The following is a 20,521-nucleotide window of genomic DNA, read 5'->3' on the forward strand; positions in this document are numbered from 1 at the left end:
CGGCTGACGCCGCCCCCCGCTGTGGGCAATCGTGCCGCAGGGCGGCACGGGTGGGCACAGCCCACAGTGCCCAGCGCAGCGTTGTTCGCACCCGCCCCGGTCGCCCCCCCCCGCGGCGAAGCCGCGCTCCGGCCGGAGGCCGGTTGAGTGCGGCTGGGCGCTTCCCATTGCCGCGCCGCCCTGAGACGCTGGACGTGTGGATGATCTTCTGGTGATGCTGAGGGCCGGCCTCCCCGCGGAGGCCGTGCTGACCGATCCCGACGTGACCGCGTCGTACGCGAACGACATGGCGAGCTTCTGCGACGCGGGCACCCCCGCGGTGGTGGTGCTGCCGCGGGACGTGGAGCAGGTCCGGCACGTGATGCGGACGGCGAGCGCGCTGGGCGTTCCGGTGGTGCCGCAGGGCGCGCGGACGGGCCTGTCGGGCGCGGCGAACGCGTCGGACGGCTGCATCGTGCTCAGCCTGATCAGGATGGACCGCATCCTGGAGGTGAACGCGGCGGACCGCATCGCCGTGGTCGAGCCCGGCGTGGTCAACGCGGACCTGTCGCGCGCGGTGGGGGAGCGGGGCCTGTACTACCCGCCGGACCCCTCCAGCTGGGAGACCTGCACGATCGGCGGGAACATCGGCACCGCGTCCGGCGGCCTGTGCTGCGTGAAGTACGGGGTCACCGCGGAGTACGTCCTCGGCCTGGACGTGGTGCTCGCCGACGGCCGGCTGCTGAGCACCGGCCGGCGCACCGCGAAGGGCGTCGCGGGGTACGACCTGACCCGCCTGTTCGTCGGCTCCGAGGGCAGCCTCGGCATCGTCGTGAAGGCGGTGCTCGGCCTGCGCCCCAAGCCGCCCCGCCAGCTCGTCCTCGCCGCGGAGTTCGACTCCGTCGCCGCGGCGTGCGACGCGGTCGTGCGGATCATGGAGGGCGGCCACACCCCGTCCATGCTGGAGCTGATGGACCGCACCACGGTCCACGCCGTCAACGCGATGGCGAACATGGGCCTCCCCGAGACCACCGAGGCGCTCCTGCTGTGCGCCTTCGACACCCCCGACCCCGCGTCCGACCTCGCCGCGGTCGGCGCGCTCTGCGAGCAGGCCGGTGCGACGACGGTCGTCCCCGCGGACGACGAGTCGGAGTCCGAGCTCCTCCTCCAGGCCCGCCGCCTGTCCCTCCCCGCCCTGGAGGCGGTCCGCGGCGTCACGATGATCGACGACGTCTGCGTCCCCCGCACCCGCCTCGCCGAGATGCTCAACGGCACCGCCGCGATCGCCGACAAGTACGACCTCACCATCGGCGTCGTCGCCCACGCGGGCGACGGCAACACCCACCCCACCGTCTGCTTCGACGCGAACGACCCGGACGAGTCGCGCCGCGCCCGCGAGTCCTTCGACGAGATCATGGCCCTCGGCCTCGACCTCGGCGGCACCATCACCGGCGAGCACGGCGTCGGCGTCCTCAAGAAGGACTGGCTCGCCCGCGAGCTGGGCCCCGTCGCCCTGGAACTCCACCGGGGCATCAAGCAGACCTTCGACCCCCAGGGCATCCTCAACCCGGGCAAGCTGTTCTGAGCGGAGTCATCGCCGTGGCCGCGCACGCCACCCCGTACGTGAGTGCGGGTCACCCCCCGTCGGACGGGGACTCGTCGGAGGGCCAGGGGTCGCGGAGGTACAGCTCGTCCGCCGGGAGCGGCGCGAGGAGTTCGGCGAGTCCCTCGTCGAGGCCGAGGCGACCCGCCTCCGACCCCGGCGGCACCACCCTCAGCGTGCGCTCCAGCCACGCCGAGACCGCCACCGCCGACGCCTCGAGCAGCGCGTCCCCGTCGGGCGAACTCAGCGCCATGAGCACGACGTTGCGCCGCTCCACCTTCGTCGGCCACACCCGCACGTCCCCGTGCCCGCACGGCCGGAAGACCCCCTCCACCAGCAGCTCCCGCGCGAACGTCCAGTGCACCGGGTGCGACGTCCCCACGTGGAACGTGACGTGGACGGCGTACGGGTCGTCCGTCCGGTAGACGAGCCGCGCCGGCACGGGGAGCGTGCGCTCGGGCGAGAGCACCAGGTTCAGCTCCAACTCGCGTTCCACCACGGTGTGCTGCATGACGATTCCTCTCCTCGGAACGTGGGCCCTGCGGCGGGCCCGCACAGGAAGAGACCGCGCCGTTCGCCGGTCATTACGCGACTTCCGGAGTTTTCCTTCACCGGATGCGAATCCGGGTCCGCATGTGTCCCTCTATCGCGTTCCGAGCCGCGATGTGACGGGTACGCGCGGACCGGCCTTGCGCCGGGCGCCGCTCTGGTAGATGTGACTCCATGAGTGCCCCGACTCCTGCCCCCGGCGAGGCCGGCCCACGCGCCGACTACTACCCCGACCCGTCCATCCCGGGCTACATCCGGTACTGGAACGGTGCCGCGTGGGTGCCGGGCACGAGTCGACCCGCGCCCAAGGGCGGCGACCCGATGCCGGAGCCCCCGGCCTCCGCGGTCCCGGCCCGTACGGCGTTCCCCGCCGCCCCCGCGCCCTCGCCCGCCGCGCCGACCCAGGTCGCGGTGGTGGACGAGACGGGGCCGGTCTTCTTCGACGAGGAGCCGCGCAGGGGCGCCCACCCCGCGGAGCCGGCCGCCCACCAGCCGTCCGACCTGCACGGAAGCCGCCCCGAGCCCGCCACCGCCTGGCAGGCGAACACCGCCCGCCAGACGGGCTTCGGCGGGGAGCCGGACCGCCGGATCTCCTGGGGCAACGCCCCGCAGGCCGCGGGGCAGACCGCCCCGCAGCCCGCCGCGCACCCGGCCGAGCACGCCGCCGCGGACGGCGGTGCCCCCGCGGCGCCCGCTCCCGCCGTCGCGCAGGCCGCCGCCCCCGCCGACCCCGTACGGCCCGCCGCGCGCGACCCGTGGGACGGGGTCGCGGGGCCCGGCGGCCTCGGCACGACGGAGGCGACCAGCCAGGGCGAGGGCACGCTGTCCCTCGGCCCGCAACGCACCGCCCCGGCCGCGGAGCACGCGAGCGCCGCGGAGGCGGAGGCCGCGCCCGAGGCGCCCGTCGGCCCCGTCACCACCGGACCCGGGGGCGGGGCCGCGTCCTGGGCGCAGGAGGCGCACCGGCTCACCCCGGAGCGCCCGGCCCGTACGAGCGCCCGCACGACCCCCCGGACGCGGCCGGAGCCGAGCCCCCGGGCCGAGCCGGCCGAGGCGCCGGACCCGCGGACGGAGTCCGCCCCGGAGCCGACCGCGACCCCGTGGCGGCCGGTCGACCGGGACCCCTTCCAGGCGGCCGCGCAGGCCCGGGCCGCCGCCAGGCCCGCCGGCCTCGGCCGCCGGCTGGTCGCCCGGGCCGTCGACACTGCGGTGCTCGGCGCGGCTGTCGCCGCGGCCTCCGTCCCGCTGGTGGGCGCGGCGGTCGACCACGTGCAGGCGAAGATCGACGCCGCCGAGCTGACCGGGGAGACCCGGACCGTCTGGCTGCTCGACGGCACCACCGGCGGCCACGCCGCCGCGGTCCTCGGCCTTCTGCTGGTCCTCGGCGTGCTCTACGAGGCGGTGCCGACCGGCCGCTGGGGCCGCACGCTCGGCAAGAAGCTGTGCGGCATCCGGGTGACGGGCATCGAGTCGCACGACCCGCCCGGCTTCGGCGCGGCGCTGGGCCGCTGGCTGGTGTACTGCCTCCTCGGCCTGCTGGCCGTCGGCGTCCTGAACGTGCTCTGGTGCCTCTTCGACCGCCCCTGGCGCCAGTGCTGGCACGACAAGGCGGCCGGCACCTTCGTCGCCGGCCCCTCCAACCGCCGCAGGTCCGCCCGCTCCTGAGGGCCCGCCCACCCGGACGGGGGCCCGCCCACCCGGACGGCCGCGTCCCGGGTGCGGTTCCGGGGGCCCCGGGGTGCACTCGGGGCATGACCACGCTACCGCCGCCGCCCGAAGAGCCGTCCGGGGACGATCCGTTCCGCAAGCCGCCGCCGGAGCCGCAGCAGCCGTCCGGGTCCGGCGGCGACCCGTACGGTGCCACCCCGCCCCCGCCGGGCCCCGGCGGCGCGGGCGACCCCTACGGCACGCCCCCGCCGCCCCCGCCGGGTCCCGGCGCGGGTCAGCCCGGCGCGGGTCAGCCCGGCGCGGGGAACCCGTACGGGTCCGCCCCGCCGCCCGGCGGTCCCGGCGGCGCCCCGCCGCCCCCGTACGACCCGAACGCGTACGGCGGCGCCTACGGCGGCGCGGACCCGCTGGCGGGGATGCCGCCGCTGGCCGAGCCGGGCAGACGGCTTCTCGCGCGGATCATCGACATCGTCATCGTGGCCGCGGTCGTCTTCCTGATCTCCCTGATCTTCGGGGGCTTCCGCTACGACTACGACGCCGACGACATGAACGTCGGCCGGAACCTGCTGCAGTCGCTCGTCGCCGCCGTCCTCTACGTCGGCTACGACACGGTGATGACGTCCCGCAACGGCCAGACCGTCGGCAAGCGCGTCATGGGCCTGCGCACCGCGATGCTGGACAACGGCGCCAACCCGCCGATGCAGGCCTCGCTGCTGCGCGCGGTGGTGCTCTGGCTGCCCGCCGTCTTCTGCTGCGCCTGCATCTGGACGGCGGTCTGCGGCGGCTGGAGCATCTTCGACAAGCCCTACCGGCAGGGCCTGCACGAGAAGGCCGCCAAGACGGTCGTGGTCAAGGCGACCTGAGCCGCGACGCGCACGGCACGAAGGGGCGGGCCCGAGCGGCCCGCCCCTTCCTCACGTGCGCACGGTGCGGACGCCTCAGCGCCGCACCCCGGCCGCCACCCTGTTCTCCGACCCCGCACCGGCCCGGACCCGCTCCGGCACCCTGGGGTCGAGCACGTAGGGCGCGCGGGCGGCGGGGACCTTGACGGCGACGAGGACGCCGAGCGCGGTCGCGACCAGGACGACGGCGGCGACGCCGAGGACCGAGGACGCGCCCGACAGCAGCAGCATCAGCAAGGCGGAACAGACGACGGTGGCGGAGCCGTAGACGAGCTGGGCGGCGTTCGGACGAGGCATGGGGGCACTCCCTGAAGGCTGGCAACTCGGGCTCGACTCTACGACGCTGCATGCCCGGGGGGAACCGGAGGTAAGCGTGACCTCACCCACGGTACGGGTGCACGAGGGGGCGCACGGAGTCACCCCTTGCGACCCGGCTGCCGAACGGGTCCCGGTGAACGCCCTTCCGGCCGAACTCCGTTGCCCAGGGCAAGAATCGGCAAAGTGCCGCGGCGAAGTGTCCGGATAGCGCAACTCGCCTCCCGGGTATCGCACTTGAGGCGAACAAGTCAAGGTCTGTCTTTTCCCGAGCGGCTCCGGTCGAATGCTGTCACTTGTGACGCGCACGCCGCACGCGGCCCCCCACCTCGGTCCGCGGAACCCGCGGGTGCCGGGGAGGACACCACCAAGTGACCAGCACACGCAAGGCCGTCAGAGCCACCGCCGTGGGGGGGGGGCCCCCCCCCCAACCCCCCCCCCCCCCCCCCCCCCCCCCCCCCCCCCGGGGGGGGGGGGGGCCCCCCCCCCCCCCCCACCGCCGCGGCCGCGACCTTCACCACCGCACAGGCCGAGGACGACCGCCCCGCGCGCATCGACCGCGTCGACCCGGCGCCGGCCAAGGGCGGGGCCCACACCGAGCACGACCTCGAAGGCCCGTTCAGCGAGAAGCAGGCCGCCCAGCGCCAGTCGGCCCTGGAGCAGGTCATCTCGGGCGACAAGGCCGTCGTCAAGCGCGACGGCTCCAAGGTGGTCAAGCTCGACGACAAGAAGTACGTCGAGCTCGGCCGCGAGAAGACGGACAAGATCTTCACCATCCTGGTCGAGTTCGGCGACAAGGTCGACGACACGACCCTCGTCGACCGCGAGGACGACGACACCCCGGACCTGAAGCCGAAGTACGGCGGCACGCCAGGACCGCTGCACAACTCCATAGCCAAGCCGGACCGTGCGAAGGACAACAGCACGGCCTGGCAGGCGGACTACGACCAGAAGCACTTCCAGGACCTGTACTTCGGCACCGGCAAGAACGCCGACGGCAGCCCGAAGGACTCCCTGAAGACGTACTACGAGAAGACGTCCTCGGGCCGCTACTCCGTCGAGGGCCAGGTCTCCGACTGGGTCAAGCTGGACTACAACGAGGCCCGCTACGGCTCCAACTACTGCGGCGACACCACCTGCTCCAGCGTCTGGGACGCGGTCCGCGACGGCGTCAACGCCTGGGTCGCCGACCAGGAGGCCAAGGGCCGCACCGCCGCGCAGATCAAGGCCGACCTCGCCGCCTACGACAAGTGGGACCGCTACGACTTCGACGGCGACGGCGACTTCAACGAGCCCGACGGCTACATCGACCACTTCCAGTTCGTCCACGCCGGCGAGGACGAGTCCGCCGGCGGCGGCGCGCAGGCCACCGACGCGATCTGGGCCCACCGCTGGTACGCCTACGGCAGCGACGCCGGCAGCACCGGCCCCGCCGCCAACAAGGCCGGCGGCACCGAGATCGGCGACACCGGCGTCTGGGTCGGCGACTACACCGTGCAGCCCGAGAACGGCGGCCTCGGCGTCTTCGCCCACGAGTACGGCCACGACCTCGGCCTGCCCGACCTCTACGACACCTCCGGCCGGGGCGAGAACTCCACCGGCTTCTGGTCGCTGATGTCGTCCGGCTCCTGGCTCGGCCGCGGCCAGGGCGAGATCGGCGACACCCCCGGCGACATGACCGCCTGGGACAAGCTCCAGCTCGGCTGGCTCGACTACGACACGGCCAAGGCCGCGACGCGCTCCACCCACAAGCTCGGCGTCTCCGCGTACAACACCAAGCTGCCGCAGGCGCTCGTCGTCGAGCTGCCCGCGAAGCCCGTCACGACCGAGGTGGCCACGCCCACCGAGGGCACGAAGCAGTGGTGGTCCGGGGCCGGCGACGACCTCAAGAACACCCTCACCCGGCCGGTCGACCTGACCGGCAAGGCGAAGGCGTCGCTCACCCTCGACGGCTGGTGGGACATCGAGAAGGGGTACGACTACCTCTACGCCGAGGTCTCCACCGACGGCGGCGCGAACTTCACCCCGCTCGACGGCACGGCCGACGGCGCGCCGATCACCCGTGACGGCGGGAACAAGCCCGCGCTGACCGGCGTCTCCGGCGCGTACAAGAAGCTGGCGTACTCCCTCGACGCGTACGCGGGCAAGAAGATCGACCTGCGCTTCCGCTACGCCACCGACGGCGGCGCCGGCGGCCTCGGCTTCGCGGCCGACGCGATCAGCGTCACCGCGGACGGCGCGGCGCTCTTCACCGACGGCGCGGAGGGCGACGACGCGGGCTGGACGCCGAAGGGCTTCACCCGCATCGGGGCCTCGTTCACCGAGGACTACCCGCAGTACTACATCGCCGAGAACCGGCAGTACGTGTCCTACGACACCACGCTGAAGACCGGCCCGTACAACTTCGGGTTCGCCACCACCCGGCCGGACTGGGTCGAGCACTACCGCTACCAGAACGGACTCCTGATCTGGAAGTGGGACACCTCGCAGAGCGACAACAACACCGGGGTGCACCCGGGCGAGGGCCTGATCCTGCCGGTCGACGCGAACGCGAAGCCGCTGAAGTGGGCGGACGGGACGCTGATGCGGAACCGGATCCAGGCGTTCGACTCGACGTTCGGCTGGTGGCCGCAGAGCGGGATGACGCTGCACAAGGCGGACGTCCCGACGCGGATCGGCCCCAAGCCGGGGACGCCGGTGTTCGACGACCGGCGGGGCACCTACTGGTATCCGGAGAACGGGACCGCGGGTGTCAAGGTCACTGACACCAACACCCGGATCACGGTCGTCGGCCAGCCGCCGAGCGGGTCCTCGATCACCGTGCACGTCGGGCCCTCGGGCCGGTAGTCCGGTGTAACCCCAGGTCAGAGCGTTATCGGCCGTCGCCCTCTAGCGGGCGGCGGCCGATCGTGTTTGAGTGCGGCTTATTGACACGGACGAGGAGGAGGCGTGATGGCGGGTGGCGGGTTCTGCAGACTCCCCGACGGGAGGATGGTGGTCGCGGTCTCGTTGCCGAGTCCGGGTGGGGACGGGGGGAGGGTCCGCGTGCTGGTGCACGCGCTGAACCGGGCCCGGGCGCTGACCCGGCTCCGCAACCTGGGTCTGCGGGCCGTCTACCTCCGCGGCAACGCGGAGCCGCCCTCGCCGGACGAGGTCACCGCGGTCCTCCACCACCCCGACGGCCTCGTCTGGCGCACCTCGCCCGACGACCGCGGCGAACTCTGGCACCCCATCCGCACGCTGCTGGTCGCCCAGCCCTAGGGGTTCCGGGGCTCCGCCCCGGTTTTCCCCCCCACCCGCCCCTTCCCCAAGTCCCTCGGCGGGCGCCATTGCGCCTGCCGGCGCGGTACCGGGCTCCGCCCGGTGGCCTCAAACGCCGGCCGGGCTGAGACTTTTTGCGGCCTGCGCCGCGTGCCGCCCGGCCCCTGGGCGGACGAAGTCCGCTTCAGGGGCGCGGGACCGCATCGATCTGCGGCTCCGCCGCGTGGGCGCGACCAGCCACGACGCACCCGCGCGGAATCCTTCGGCCCTACACCACCGGCTTGCCGGTCAGCTCTGCGCCGGCCGCGCGCAGGTCGGCGAGGGCGCGTTCGGTGGTCTCGGGGGCGACCCCGGCCGTGAGGTCGAGGAGGACGCGCACCGCGAAACCCTCGCGCACCGCGTCCAACGCGGTCGCGCGCACGCAGTGGTCCGTGGCGATGCCGACGACGTCGACCTCGGTGACGTCGCGCGCGCGGAGCCAGGCCGCGAGGGTGTCGCCGTTCTCGTCGTGCCCCTCGAACCCGCTGTAGGCCGCCGCGTACGCCCCCTTGTCGAAGACCGCGTCGACCGCGCCGGAGGCGACCGCGGGGGCGAAGTTGGGGTGGAAGCCGACCCCCTCGGTGCCGGCGACGCAGTGCCGGGGCCAGGAGTCGACGAAGTCGGGGGTGTCGGAGAAGTGCGCGCCGGGATCGACGTGGTGGTCGCGGGTGGCGACGACGTGGCGGTAGCCGGCGGTCGCCGCCCCGATCAGCTCGGTGATCGCTGCGGCGACGTCCGCGCCGCCGGCGACGGCCAGGCTCCCTCCGGCGCAGAAGTCGTTCTGGACGTCGACGACGATCAAGGCGCGGCGCATGGGCGTCTCCTCCGGTTCGCGGTCGCGGGCGACCGTCGATGGATTCCCGTATCTGCGGGCTTCAACCACCGGTGGTGGTCACACGTACTCGGTGGGGATGACGGCCTCGCCGCGCGAGAGCTGCGTCGCGGAGAGCGGCAGCGCGGCCCGCGCGGCGGCGTGCCGGTCGCGGACGGCGTCGAGCGGCTCGCGCCCGAGGATCTCGCCGCCGCGGACCAGCTCGACGAGGAGCTGCCGCTCGGCGAGGTCCTCGGGCACCGGCCCGGTGCCGATGACCTCCGCCTCCGCGACCCCGGCCGCGTCGGTGCGCCGCGCGGCCCACTTGCGGCCGCCGATGGAGGTCTTGCCCCCGGTGGACTTCTTGGCGACGGGCACGAGCTCGGCGGCGGGGTCCGCGGTGGTGGCCCGGGCGACCAGCTTGTAGACCATCGAGCAGGTGGGGTGCCCGCTGCCGGTGACCAGCTGCGTGCCGACCCCGTAGGCGTCGACCGGCGCGGCGGCGAGCGAGGCGATGGCGTACTCGTCCAGGTCGGACGTCACCACGATCTTCGTGTCGGTCGCGCCGAGCTCGTCGAGCTGCTGGCGCACCCGGTGGGCGACGAGCAGCAGGTCGCCGCTGTCGATGCGGACCGCGCCGAGCTCGGGCCCGGCGACCTCGACGGCCGTGCGGACCGCCTCGGCGACGTCGTAGGTGTCGACGAGGAGGGTCGTGCCCCGGCCGAGCGCGTCGACCTGCGCGGTGAAGGCGTCGCGCTCGCTGTCGTGGAGCAGGGTGAAGGCGTGCGCGGAGGTGCCGACGGTGGGGATGCCGTAGCGGTAGCCGGCGGCGAGGTCGGAGGTGGAGTGGAAGCCGCCGACGTAGGCGGCGCGCGCGGCGGCGACGGCGGCCAGCTCGTGGGTGCGGCGGGCGCCCATCTCGATGAGGCCCCGGCCGGCGGCGGCGGACGACATCCGGGAGGCGGCCGCGGCGATCGCGGAGTCGTGGTTGAGGATCGAGAGGATCACCGTCTCCAGGACGACGCACTCCGCGAACGAGCCCTCGACCCGCAGGACCGGCGAGCCGGGGAAGTACACCTCGCCCTCGGGGTAGCCCCAGATGTCGCCGGTGAAGCGGTAGTCGGCCAGCCGGTCGAGCGTCGCCGCGTCCGCGATGCCGCGCGAGCCGAGGAACTCCAGCACGTCGGCGTCGAAGCGGAAGTTCGCCACCGCGTCCAGGACGCGGCCGGTGCCGGCCACCACCCCGTAGCGGCGGCCCTCGGGCAGCCGGCGGGTGAAGACCTCGAAGACCGAGTGCCGGTCCGCGGTGCCCGCCTTCAGCGCGCCCTGCAGCATCGTCAGCTCGTACTGGTCGGTGAACAGCGCGGTCGACGGCACGCCCACGCGCCGCCCGCCCTCGGCGTCGGAAGTGTTCATGACGACGACGCTACACCACATCTCGTCAAACTGACGAGATGTACGCGCCCGGCGGTCGGGGCGGGCCGTTTGTGCGTCTCGCGGTGCCGGGTGGCAGCATGGGAGCCGTGAGTGTGGCCCCCGCAGAGATCGAAGTCCCCCAGTCCGCCGAGCAGGCGTTCGCCGTCACCGAGCCGGACGTGCCCTGGGTGACGCTGGTGCACAACGATCCGGTCAACCTGATGAGCTACGTCACCTACGTCTTCCGCAGCTACTTCGGCTACTCCAAGGACAAGGCGCACCAGTTGATGCTCGACGTGCACCACAAGGGCCGCGCCGTGGTCTCCAGCGGCACCCGCGAGGAGATGGAGCGCGACGTGCAGGCGATGCACGGCTACGGGCTCTGGGCGACGCTGACGCAGGACCGCGGCTGATGCCCGGCCTGTTCGAGCCGGCTCCCGAGGGGCCGGGCGCCGCCGTCGTCCTCGACGCCGTCGAGATCTCCATCCTGCGCTCGCTGGGCGTGCAGCTCCTGGAGCTGATCGGACCGGGGGAGAGCGAGGACCAGGACCCGTTCGAGGCGCTGTTCAACGAGGGCCCGAGCGAGCCGCCCGCCGACCCCGCCCTCGCCCGGCTCTTCCCCGACGCCTACGGCGGCCCCGAGTCCTCCGGCGACGACGAGCAACTCCGGTCGTACGCTGCCGAGTTCCGCCGCTTCACCGAGCCCGACCTGCGTACCCGCAAGCGCGAGGACGCGCTCGCCGTCGTCCGCAGCCTGGACGCGCTCGCCGTGCCCGGCGACGACGGCGTCACCGTCCTCACCCTCGACGCCGAGGGCTCGCGGAGCTGGCTCGGCACCCTCAACGACCTGCGGCTCACCGTTGCCTCCCGACTCGACATCACGGACGAGGACGAGAGCGGCGAGCTGTACCGGCTGCCGGACGACGACCCGCGCAAGCCGATGGTGATGGCCTACCTGTGGCTCGGCGGGCTCCAGGAGAGCCTGGTCGACACCCTGCTCGTCTGAGCCGGGCGCGCGGCGGGGGAGCGCGCCGAGACCCCGCCGTGATCTTCGTTCGCTCAGCGAACGCTCAAATCGGGGTAACGATCGCATCACCGCCCTCGCGCGGTTCACCCATGCCCGTCCTTTTTGGCCGAATCTTCCCGTGACGTGCGCCACAACGGGCCGCCCGTCGCCTCCCGCCCGCCGTGATAGATCTTCCGGACCACCTGCCGGGACGCCACCCATGTCCCGGCCGGGGCGCCGGCAGACACCGTCAGGCACTCCAGCACGTACATCCGGGGGGATCGCGACCCGATCCGACGGCCGAGAGAAGGCCGCGGACCGGTATGGAGAAAGGCGCAGCACCCATGACCCAAGCGGTCGACCAGCACGACAACGGCAGCGAGGCCCTGACCGCGGACGGCACCACGTCCGGCGAGGGCTACACCCGCGCCCTCGGCGCCCGGCAGATCCAGATGATCGCCATCGGCGGCGCCATCGGCACCGGCCTGTTCCTCGGCGCCGGCAAGGCCATCGACCGCGCCGGGCCCAGCCTGATCCTGGCGTACGCGATCGCCGGCCTGGTCATCTTCTTCATCATGCGGGCGCTGGGCGAACTGCTCATGTACCGCCCCGTCTCCGGCTCGTTCTCCGAGTACGCGCGGGAGTTCGTCGGCCCGTTCTTCGGGTTCGTGACCGGCTGGACCTACTGGCTCTTCTGGGTCGTCACCGGCATCACCGAGGTCACCGCCGCCGCCACGTACATGACGTACTGGTGGGACATCCCGCAGTGGATCTCCGCGCTGGCCTTCACCGTCGTCCTCTACGGCGCCAACCTGATCTCCGTGAAGCTCTTCGGCGAGCTGGAGTTCTGGTTCTCGATGGTCAAGGTGACCGCGATCGTCGGCATGATCCTGATCTGCCTCGGCATCCTCACCCTCGGCTTCTCCGACGCAGGCGACACCGCGACCGTCGCCAACCTGTGGAACGACGGCGGGTTCTTCCCCGAGGGCATCGGCGGCACGCTGATGACGCTCCAGATCGTCATGTTCGCCTTCCTCGCCGTCGAGCTGGTCGGCGTCACCGCGGGCGAGGCCAAGGAGCCGAAGAAGGTGCTGCCGAAGGCGATCAACACCGTGCCGTGGCGCATCGCCGTCTTCTACGTCGGCGCGCTGATCATGATCCTTTCGGTCGTCCCGTGGAGCACGTTCGAGCCCGGTGTCTCGCCGTTCGTCGCCGCGTTCGAGGAGATGGGGCTCGGCATCGGCGCCGCGATCGTCAACTTCGTCGTGCTGACCGCGGCCCTGTCCTCCTGCAACTCCGGGATGTACTCCACCGGCCGGATGCTGCGCGACCTGGCCCTCAACGGGCAGGGCCCGAAGTTCTTCACCAAGCTGACGAGGAACGGCCTGCCGCTGGTCGGCACCACCTTCTCCGCCTCGCTCATGCTGGTCGGCGTCTGGATCAACTACCAGTGGCCCGGCGACGCGTTCAACTACGTCGTCTCCTTCGCGACCATCTCCGGCATGTGGGCCTGGATCATGATCCTGGTCAGCCAGCTGCGCTACCGCGCCAAGGCCGACCGCGGCGAGCTCCCGCAGTCGGAGTTCCGCGCCCCCGGCGCCCCGTACACCAGCTGGTTCGCGCTCGGGTTCATCGCGCTCGTCATCGTGATGATGGGCATCGACGAGGAGGCGCGGATCTCGCTCTACGCCGCCCCGTTCTGGGCCGCCGCGCTCGGCGTCGCCTACCTGGTGATCAAGGGCCGCAACCCCGACACCTTCGCCCGCAAGGAGGCCGTCGCCCCGCGCGACTGACCTCCGCGGACCGTGGCGGCCCTCCCCGGGCCCGCCCGGTCCCACCCCTCGGGCCGCCGCGTACCACCCCTCGGTACGCGGCGGCCCTTCTGCTTATGCTTCACCCCATGCTGACCATCACCCGGGCCCTGTACGACCAGATCGTCGCCCACGCGCGCGCCGACCACCCCGACGAGGCCTGCGGTGTGGTCGCCGGACCCGAGGGCCAGGGCCGCCCCGAGCGGTTCGTCCCGATGCTGAACGCCGCCCGCTCGCCCACGTTCTACGAGTTCGACTCCGGCGACCTGCTCAAGCTCTACCGCGAGATGGACGACCGCGACGAGGAGCCGGTGATCGTCTACCACTCGCACACCGCCACCGAGGCCTACCCCTCGCGCACCGACGTCACCTACGCCAACGAGCCCGGCGCGCACTACGTCCTGGTCTCCACCGCCGACACCGACGGCTCCGGCCCCTTCCAGTTCCGCTCGTACCGCATCGTGGACGGCGAGATCACGGAGGAGCCGGTCGAGGTCGTCGAGGCGTACTGAGCGAGGGCCGGGGGAGGGGGCGCGGGCCCGCGGGACGGCGGTCGCACGCGGCGCCGTCCGGCCCGCGAGACAAAGGCGTCCGCCTACTGAGATCACATATCGGGATCCGGACCGGGAATCGATACGATGACCGCATGGTTCTCCACGACGTGAGCGAAACGACGCCGAGCACACCGCTGCTCGTCGCGCGGTTGCACGTCGACCTGTGCCGGATCGCCGGCGCCATCTGTCGTACCGACTGACGAGTCGCCCCGCCTCCGCCCGCCCCACCGCGGGGCCGGGCACGGGCGCGCCCCCGGACGCACAGCCCCCCTTTCTCTCCCCGCATCACGACTGGAGCCCACGCCATGGCCATCGAGGTCCGCATCCCGACCATCCTCCGCACCTACACCGACGGCGCGAAGGCCGTCGAGGGCGAGGGTGCGACCCTCACCGACCTCTTCGCCGACCTGGAGACCCGCCACCCGGGCATCCGCGCCCGCATCGTGGACGGCGAGCAGCTCCGCCGCTTCGTGAACGTCTACCTCAACGACGAGGACGTCCGCTTCCTCGACGGCATCTCCACCAAGCTCAACGACGGCGACAACGTCACGATCCTCCCGGCCGTGGCCGGCGGCATGCGCTGATGCCGCGCTACGACTCCCCGCTCGCCGCCGTCGGCAACACGCCGCTGGTCCGGCTGCCCCGGCTCTCGCCGTCGGACGACGTGCGGATCTGGGCGAAGCTGGAGGACCGCAACCCGACCGGCTCGATCAAGGACCGGCCGGCGCTGCACATGGTCGAGCAGGCCGAGAAGGACGGCCGGCTCACCCCCGGCTGCACCATCCTCGAGCCGACCTCCGGCAACACCGGGATCTCGCTCGCCATGGCGGCGAAGCTCAAGGGCTACCGGATGATCTGCGTCATGCCCGAGAACACGTCCTCCGAGCGGCGCGAGCTGCTGCGGATGTGGGGCGCGGAGATCATCCCCTCGCCCGCGGTCGGCGGCTCCAACACCGCGGTCCGGGTCGCCAAGGAGCTCGCGGCGGACAACCCCGACTGGGTGATGCTCTACCAGTACGGCAACCCCGACAACGCGGGGGCGCACTACGCCACCACCGGGCCCGAGCTCCTCGCGGACCTCCCCTCCATCACGCACTTCGTCGCCGGTCTCGGCACCACCGGCACGCTCATGGGCGCCGGGCGCTACCTCCGGGAGCACAAGCCCGACGTCCGCGTCGTCGCCGCGGAGCCGCGCTACGACGACCTCGTCTACGGGCTGCGCAACCTCGACGAGGGGTTCGTCCCCGAGCTCTACGACGCGTCCGTCCTCACCACCCGCTACTCCGTCGGCTCCGCCGATGCGGTGCTGCGGACGCGGGAGCTGCTCCAGCAGGAGGGCATCTTCGCCGGCGTCTCCACCGGGGCGGTCCTCCACGCGGCGATCGGCGTCGGCCGCAAGGCGCTCGCCGCGGGGGAGTCCGCCGACATCGCCTTCATCGTCGCCGACGGCGGGTGGAAGTACCTCTCCACCGGCGTCTACACCGCGGAGACCACGGAGGTCGCCATCGAAACCCTCCGCGGCCAACTCTGGGCGTAGCCGAAGGCGGCTGCGCCGCGGGGCCCCTGCGGGGCGGGGGCCGACCGCGGTGGGCGCGTGCGGTCGCTGGGCGCTCGGCACCGTGGGCTGTGCCCACCCTTCCCCGAGCTCTCGGCTCCGCTCGAGCAGGGGAGGCCCCACTCGCCCTGCGGCACGATTGCCCACAGCGGTGGGGCGGACCACGACGCCGAGCGGCACGATCTCAGCGCGAGCAGCGCATTCTCGGCCCAGCCGCACAAAATCTCAGCCCGGCCGGCGATTGAGGCCGCCGGGCGGAGCCCGGTATCCGCGCCGGCAGGCGCGAAGCCGCCCGGCGAGGGTTGGGGGAAGGGGCGGGTGGGGGAGAAGAACGGGCCGGGCCTTCAGCGCGGGCGGACCTGGGACCAGAGGTCCGTGGGGAGGGTGCCGGCGGGGCGGCGGAAGTCGCGCAGGGGGACCTTGCGGACCTCGTCCGTCTCGAGGAAACTCGCCCGACCGCGCGCGTCGTCGACCGTCCCCGCCGGCAGGGCGACGACCCCGGGCCGCGCACCCGGATCGCGGGTCGTGATCTTCGCGACCCGCGCCGACCGCGCCCCCACGGACAGCACCAGGCACGGCCGGTCCTTCGCCCCCGCCCCGTCCTCGTAGGGCACCATCGCCCACCAGATGTCCCCGGCCCGCGGCCCCCGCGACGACGACGGCCGCGACGGCCCCCGCGGCGGCCGTGTCCGCCCCTCCGGCCGGGACGACCGGTTCCGCCCACCGGGCCGCGACGACCGCCCCCGTCCGTCCACGACCGCCGCGACCAGCGCGAGCAGGACGACCGCACCCAGCGCCCACCACCACATCTGCATGCCCCGAGGCTACCGGCGCGCGCCTCCGCCCGCGCTCCCCCCGAACGCGTGACACCGCAGGTGAGTTGCCCCACAACGGGCCTCCGCGCGGGCACAGCCCGTACCTCCGCGCCGTACGCTCGACAGATCGCACGACCCCCCGTGTCCACCGATGCCCGCGGAGGTCCCCGCTCCATGAAGCTCACCGTCGTCGGCTGCTCCGGGTCCTTCCCGTCCGCGGACTCGGCCTGCTCGAGCTACCTCGTCGAGGCCGACGGCTTCCGGCTGCTGCTCGACATGGGCAACGGCGCCCTGGGCGAGCTGCAGCGCCACTGCGGCCTCTACGACCTCGACGCGATCTTCCTCAGCCACCTGCACGCGGACCACTGCATCGACATGGCCGCGTACTTCGTCGTCCGCTACTACCGCCCCGACGGCGGCCGTTGCGAGCCGATCCCGGTGCTCGGCCCCGAGGGCACCGAGGAGCGCCTGACCTCGGCGCACGCGTCGACCCCGCACGAGCACGCGATGAGCGAGGTCTTCGACTTCCACACCCTGAAGTCCGGCTCGTTCGACATCGGCCCGTTCTCCGTCCGCACCGAGCGGGTGTCCCACCCCGTCGAGGCGTACGGCATCCGCATCGAGCACGGCGGCCGGTCGATCGTCTACTCCGGTGACACCGGCGTCTGCGACGCGCTGCACGAACTCGCCGACGGCTGCGACCTGTTCCTCTGCGAGGCCGCGTTCACGCTCGGCAAGGAGGACATCCCCGAGCTGCACCTCAACGGCCGCGAGGCCGGCGAGCACGCGGCCCGCGCGAACGTCGGCCGCCTCGTCCTCACCCACATCCCGCCGTGGACCGACGCCGAGCAGAACCGCACGGACGCGCGCGCGGTGTACGCGGGCCCGGTCGACCTCGCGGCGCCGGGCGCGGTGTACGAGGTCTGAGCGCCGGCGCGACGACGAAGGGGCCCGGAACCGTTGGACGGTTCCGGGCCCCTTCGCCGTGCCGCTACTGCGTCACTTGGTGATGTCCTCGATCTCCTCCTCGGGCTCGCGGCCCGGGGTGGTGAGGTTGAACTTGGTGATCGCGAACCGGAAGAGCACGTAGTAGACGACCGCGAAGACGAGCCCGATCGGGATGATCAGCCACGGCTTGGTCGCGAGGTTCCAGTTCAGCACGTAGTCGATGAAGCCCGCGGAGAAGGTGAAGCCCGCGTGCACGCCGAGCGCCCAGGTGACCGCCATGGAGAGCGCCGTCAGGACCGCGTGGATCGCGTAGAGCACCGGCGCGATGAACATGAACGAGAACTCGATCGGCTCGGTCACACCGGTGACGAACGAGGTCAGGGCCAGCGAGACCATCATGCCCATCACGGCCTTGCGGCGCTCGGGGCGGGCGCTGTGCGCGATGGCGATGGCGGCGGCCGGGAGGCCGAACATCATGATCGGGAAGAAGCCCGACATGAAGATCCCGGCGTTCGGGTCACCGGCGAAGAAGCGGTTGAGGTCACCGTGGACGACCTCGCCGGCCGCGTTGGTGAAGTCGCCGATCTGGAACCAGGAGACGGTGTTGACGAACTGGTGCATGCCGACCGGGATCAGCGCGCGGTTGATCAGGCCGAAGAGGCCCGCGCCGACGGCGCCGAGGCCCGTCATCCACTCGCCGAAGTTGCTGATGGCCTCACCGATCGGCTCCCAGACGAGGCCGAAGACCACACCGACCAGCGTGCCGACGAACGCCATGATGATCGGGACGAGGCGGCGGCCGTTGAAGAAGCCGAGCCAGTCGACCAGCTTGGTGCGGTGGAAGCGCTGCCACAGGACGGCGGCGAGCAGACCCATGATGATGCCGCCGAGGACGCCCGGGTTGTTGTAGGTCGCGGCGACGTCCGCGCCCTTCTGCACCTTGGCCTCGGTGATCGGGAACGCGGTGAGCACGTTCTTGTAGACCAGGAAGCCGACCAGGGCGGCGAGGGCCGTCGAGCCGTCGGCCTTCTTGGCGAAGCCGATGGCGACGCCGATGCAGAACAGCATCGGCAGGTTGTCGAAGACGGCACCGCCGGCGGTGGCGAACACGGCGGCCACCTTGTGCCAGCCGAGACCGTCGTCGCCGAAGACGTCCGGCTGACCGAGGCGGAGCAGGATGCCCGCCGCCGGAAGGACGGCGATCGGCAGCTGGAGGCTGCGGCCGACCTTCTGCAGGCCCTGGAACAGGCCGGCGCCCCGCTTCTTCGCGGGCGCGGCCGACTCGGTCGCGGTACTCATGTGCATCTCCATGCGCGTACGGGTGCCGCAAAGCCCTGGTGAAGATGATGGGGAGGCCGCGGCAGCCAGATGGTCTACACCACTCACTGGTGTAGACCTGTTGTAGCACGGTCGGGGATACATAAGGAACCTGCGGATTTCATGGCCTGGGTCACACCGGGACAAGACGTGCCGAAGCCCCCTGGAACCCGTGCTTCCAGGGGGCTTCGAGGACAACCGGAGTCGCGGACTCCGTGCCGCCCGCTACTTCACGTTCTCGGCCTCCCGCTCCTCCGCGTCGTCCTCGCGCCCGGGGGTGGGGATGTTGAACTTTGTGATCGCGAACCGGAAGACCGCGTAGTAGACCACCGCGAAGACGAGCCCGATCGGGATGATCAGCCACGGTTTCGTCGCCAGGTTCCAGTTGATGACGTAGTCGATGAGCCCCGCGGAGAACGTGAACCCGTCCTTGACCCCGAGCCCCCACGTGACCGCCATCGAGACACCGGTCAGCAGGGCGTGCACCGCGTAGAGCGCGGGCGCGAGGAACATGAACGAGTACTCGATCGGCTCGGTGATGCCGGTGATGAATGAGGTCAGCGCGAGCGACACCATCAGGCCCGTCGTCTGCTTGCGCAGGTGCGGCTTGGCGCAGTGCGCCATGGCGAGGCAGGCCGCGGGCAGCGCGAACATCATGATCGGGAAGAAGCCGGTGGTGAAGAGGCCCGCGTTCGGGTCGCCGGCGAGGAACATGTTGATGTCACCGCGGGCGATCGTCCCGTCCGGCTTCTCGTAACTGCCGAACTGGAACCAGATCGGCACGCTGAGCACGAGGTGCAGGCCGACGGCGAGCAGGGCGCGGTTCGCGACGCCGAACATGCCCGCGCCCCAGGCGCCGAGTCCCGTCAGCCAGTCGCTGAAGCTGTCCAGCGCGCTGCCGACGGCCGGCCAGACCCACAGGCAGAGCGCGGCGAAGACGATCGCGACGAACGCCATGATGATCGGGACGAGGCGGCGGCCGTTGAAGAAGCCGAGCCAGTCCACCAGCCGCACCCGGTGGTAGCGCTGCCAGAAGAACGCGGCCAGCAGGCCCATGACGATGCCGCCGAAGACGCCCGGGTTCTGGTAGACGAACGCGCTCGCCGTGCCGTCGCCCGCCAGGCAGCCGACCGCGACCTCCTTGGAGCCGTCGGGGCAGTCCTCGGGGAACTGCTGCAGCACGGTGTAGTAGACGAGGAAGCCCGCCACCGCCGCGAGCGCCGTCGAGCCGTCCGCCTTCTTCGCCATGCCGATCGCGACGCCGACGCAGAACAGGAGCGGCAGGCCGAGCGAGCTGTTCAGCAGTGCGCCGCCCGCGCCGCCGATCACCTTCGCCGCGTCGGTCCAGCCGAGGCCGTCGTCGCCGAAGACGTCCGGCTGGCCGAGGCGGTTCAGGATGCCCGCCGCGGGGAGCACGGCGATCGGCAGCTGGAGGCTGCGGCCCATCTTCTGCAGGAAGCTGAGCAGGCCCTGGTGCCAGGGCACCCGCTGCGCGGCCGCGGCGTTGGTGGAGCTCATCGGCGTCCTTCCGGTTCCGCACCGTAGACTGGTGTAGACCACTTACGGCGACATGGTGCTGGTAGTCGCCATCCTGTGGCGCGGTGCGGTGGACCGCTCGCATAAGTGGTCCGAACGTGCGTTACGTTAAGAAAACGGACTGTTGGGTCCGGCCAGGACTTTTAACGAGGAGTCAGACATGGCCACCAAGGCTGAGAAGATCGTCGCCGGGCTCGGCGGTATCGACAACATCGAAGAGGTCGAGGGCTGCATCACGCGCCTGCGTACCGAGGTCAAGGACGCCGGTCTCGTCGACGAGGCCGCCCTCAAGGCCGCCGGCGCGCACGGCGTCGTCAAGATGGGCACCGCGATCCAGGTCGTCATCGGCACCGACGCGGACCCGATCGCGGCCGACATCGAGGACATGATGTAGGTCCCCGCCTCCCTCGAAGGGCCCGCCCCCGTCCGCCGGGGG

Annotated in this window: 21 protein-coding genes; 14 read left to right on the plus strand and 7 right to left on the minus strand. The window is 72.3% G+C overall.

What is annotated here, in order from left to right:
- Positions 1-196 precede the first annotated feature (196 nt).
- Positions 197-1,564 carry an FAD-binding oxidoreductase gene (locus ACFWEG_RS21280; protein ID WP_387217423.1) on the plus strand — a complete coding sequence of 456 codons (1,368 nt, stop codon included), beginning with the start codon at positions 197-199 and terminating at the stop codon, positions 1,562-1,564.
- A gap of 49 nt (positions 1,565-1,613) precedes the next feature.
- On the opposite strand, the gene ACFWEG_RS21285 is transcribed toward ACFWEG_RS21280, so the two are convergent.
- Entirely contained in the window at positions 1,614-2,093 is a 480-nt protein-coding gene (locus ACFWEG_RS21285) for an SsgA family sporulation/cell division regulator (protein WP_387217426.1), read from the minus strand.
- A 212-nt stretch (positions 2,094-2,305) separates the two neighbouring features.
- Between ACFWEG_RS21285 and ACFWEG_RS21290 the strand changes: the two genes are divergently transcribed.
- Both ACFWEG_RS21290 and ACFWEG_RS21295 read left to right on the plus strand, forming a co-directional pair.
- A complete protein-coding gene (locus ACFWEG_RS21290) occupies positions 2,306-3,796 on the plus strand; it encodes an RDD family protein (protein WP_387217428.1) in 1,491 nt (496 codons plus the stop codon).
- 86 nt (positions 3,797-3,882) lie between these two features.
- A complete protein-coding gene (locus ACFWEG_RS21295) occupies positions 3,883-4,662 on the plus strand; it encodes an RDD family protein (protein WP_387217430.1) in 780 nt (259 codons plus the stop codon).
- Between the two features lie 75 nt (positions 4,663-4,737).
- On the opposite strand, the gene ACFWEG_RS21300 is transcribed toward ACFWEG_RS21295, so the two are convergent.
- A complete protein-coding gene (locus tag ACFWEG_RS21300) occupies positions 4,738-4,998 on the minus strand; it encodes a hypothetical protein (protein ID WP_387217432.1) in 261 nt (86 codons plus the stop codon).
- A 570-nt stretch (positions 4,999-5,568) separates the two neighbouring features.
- Between ACFWEG_RS21300 and ACFWEG_RS21305 the strand changes: the two genes are divergently transcribed.
- Positions 5,569-7,863, plus strand: coding sequence for an immune inhibitor A domain-containing protein (locus tag ACFWEG_RS21305; protein WP_387217468.1), 2,295 nt, complete (start codon positions 5,569-5,571; stop codon positions 7,861-7,863).
- 105 nt (positions 7,864-7,968) lie between these two features.
- Positions 7,969-8,277, plus strand: a complete 309-nt coding sequence (locus ACFWEG_RS21310) for a hypothetical protein (protein ID WP_387217434.1) — start codon at positions 7,969-7,971, stop codon at positions 8,275-8,277.
- A gap of 268 nt (positions 8,278-8,545) precedes the next feature.
- Here the strand turns inward: ACFWEG_RS21310 and ACFWEG_RS21315 are convergent, their stop codons facing one another.
- Positions 8,546-9,130, minus strand: coding sequence for an isochorismatase family protein (locus ACFWEG_RS21315; RefSeq protein ID WP_387217436.1), 585 nt, complete (start codon positions 9,128-9,130; stop codon positions 8,546-8,548).
- 78 nt (positions 9,131-9,208) lie between these two features.
- On the minus strand, positions 9,209-10,543 hold the full coding sequence (locus ACFWEG_RS21320; RefSeq protein ID WP_387217438.1) for a nicotinate phosphoribosyltransferase: 1,335 nt from the start codon (positions 10,541-10,543) through the stop codon (positions 9,209-9,211).
- Between the two features lie 98 nt (positions 10,544-10,641).
- Between ACFWEG_RS21320 and clpS the strand changes: the two genes are divergently transcribed.
- From clpS to ACFWEG_RS21355, 7 genes are all read left to right on the plus strand, one after another.
- Complete coding sequence (gene clpS / locus ACFWEG_RS21325) at positions 10,642-10,956, plus strand: ATP-dependent Clp protease adapter ClpS (RefSeq protein WP_387217440.1); 315 nt, start codon at positions 10,642-10,644, stop codon at positions 10,954-10,956.
- Positions 10,956-11,549: a DUF2017 domain-containing protein gene (locus tag ACFWEG_RS21330; protein ID WP_387217442.1), complete on the plus strand. Its 594-nt coding sequence runs from the start codon at positions 10,956-10,958 to the stop codon at positions 11,547-11,549. The genes clpS and ACFWEG_RS21330 overlap by 1 nt, the downstream gene beginning before the upstream one ends.
- Positions 11,550-11,893: 344 nt before the next feature.
- A complete protein-coding gene (locus ACFWEG_RS21335) occupies positions 11,894-13,342 on the plus strand; it encodes an amino acid permease (RefSeq protein WP_387217444.1) in 1,449 nt (482 codons plus the stop codon).
- Between the two features lie 107 nt (positions 13,343-13,449).
- A complete protein-coding gene (locus ACFWEG_RS21340) occupies positions 13,450-13,872 on the plus strand; it encodes a Mov34/MPN/PAD-1 family protein (protein WP_387217446.1) in 423 nt (140 codons plus the stop codon).
- Between the two features lie 134 nt (positions 13,873-14,006).
- Entirely contained in the window at positions 14,007-14,114 is a 108-nt protein-coding gene (locus ACFWEG_RS21345; RefSeq protein ID WP_387217448.1) for a putative leader peptide, read from the plus strand.
- Between the two features lie 105 nt (positions 14,115-14,219).
- A complete protein-coding gene (locus tag ACFWEG_RS21350) occupies positions 14,220-14,498 on the plus strand; it encodes a MoaD family protein (RefSeq protein WP_387217450.1) in 279 nt (92 codons plus the stop codon).
- On the plus strand, positions 14,498-15,451 hold the full coding sequence (locus ACFWEG_RS21355; protein ID WP_387217453.1) for a PLP-dependent cysteine synthase family protein: 954 nt from the start codon (positions 14,498-14,500) through the stop codon (positions 15,449-15,451). Before ACFWEG_RS21350 ends, ACFWEG_RS21355 begins: the two co-directional genes overlap by 1 nt.
- 362 nt (positions 15,452-15,813) lie before the next feature.
- On the opposite strand, the gene ACFWEG_RS21360 is transcribed toward ACFWEG_RS21355, so the two are convergent.
- The gene (locus ACFWEG_RS21360) at positions 15,814-16,284 is read right to left on the minus strand and encodes a type II toxin-antitoxin system PemK/MazF family toxin (protein ID WP_387217456.1); all 471 of its coding nucleotides are present in this window, start codon (positions 16,282-16,284) and stop codon (positions 15,814-15,816) included.
- A gap of 174 nt (positions 16,285-16,458) precedes the next feature.
- On the opposite strand from ACFWEG_RS21360, the gene ACFWEG_RS21365 reads away from it, so the two are divergent.
- On the plus strand, positions 16,459-17,211 hold the full coding sequence (locus ACFWEG_RS21365; RefSeq protein ID WP_387217459.1) for an MBL fold metallo-hydrolase: 753 nt from the start codon (positions 16,459-16,461) through the stop codon (positions 17,209-17,211).
- A 72-nt stretch (positions 17,212-17,283) separates the two neighbouring features.
- Here ACFWEG_RS21365 and ACFWEG_RS21370 read toward each other — a convergent pair whose 3' ends face one another.
- Together ACFWEG_RS21370 and ACFWEG_RS21375 are read right to left on the minus strand one after the other, a co-directional pair.
- The gene (locus ACFWEG_RS21370; protein WP_387217461.1) at positions 17,284-18,531 is read right to left on the minus strand and encodes a PTS transporter subunit EIIC; all 1,248 of its coding nucleotides are present in this window, start codon (positions 18,529-18,531) and stop codon (positions 17,284-17,286) included.
- Between the two features lie 243 nt (positions 18,532-18,774).
- Positions 18,775-20,067: a PTS transporter subunit EIIC gene (locus ACFWEG_RS21375; protein ID WP_387217463.1), complete on the minus strand. Its 1,293-nt coding sequence runs from the start codon at positions 20,065-20,067 to the stop codon at positions 18,775-18,777.
- 178 nt (positions 20,068-20,245) lie between these two features.
- Here ACFWEG_RS21375 and ACFWEG_RS21380 point away from each other — a divergent pair, with 178 nt between their 5' ends.
- On the plus strand, positions 20,246-20,479 hold the full coding sequence (locus ACFWEG_RS21380; RefSeq protein WP_387217466.1) for a glucose PTS transporter subunit EIIB: 234 nt from the start codon (positions 20,246-20,248) through the stop codon (positions 20,477-20,479).
- Positions 20,480-20,521: the final 42 nt, after the last annotated feature.

Source organism: Streptomyces sp. NPDC060194 (assembly GCF_042728285.1).
Lineage (GTDB): Bacteria > Actinomycetota > Actinomycetes > Streptomycetales > Streptomycetaceae > Streptomyces.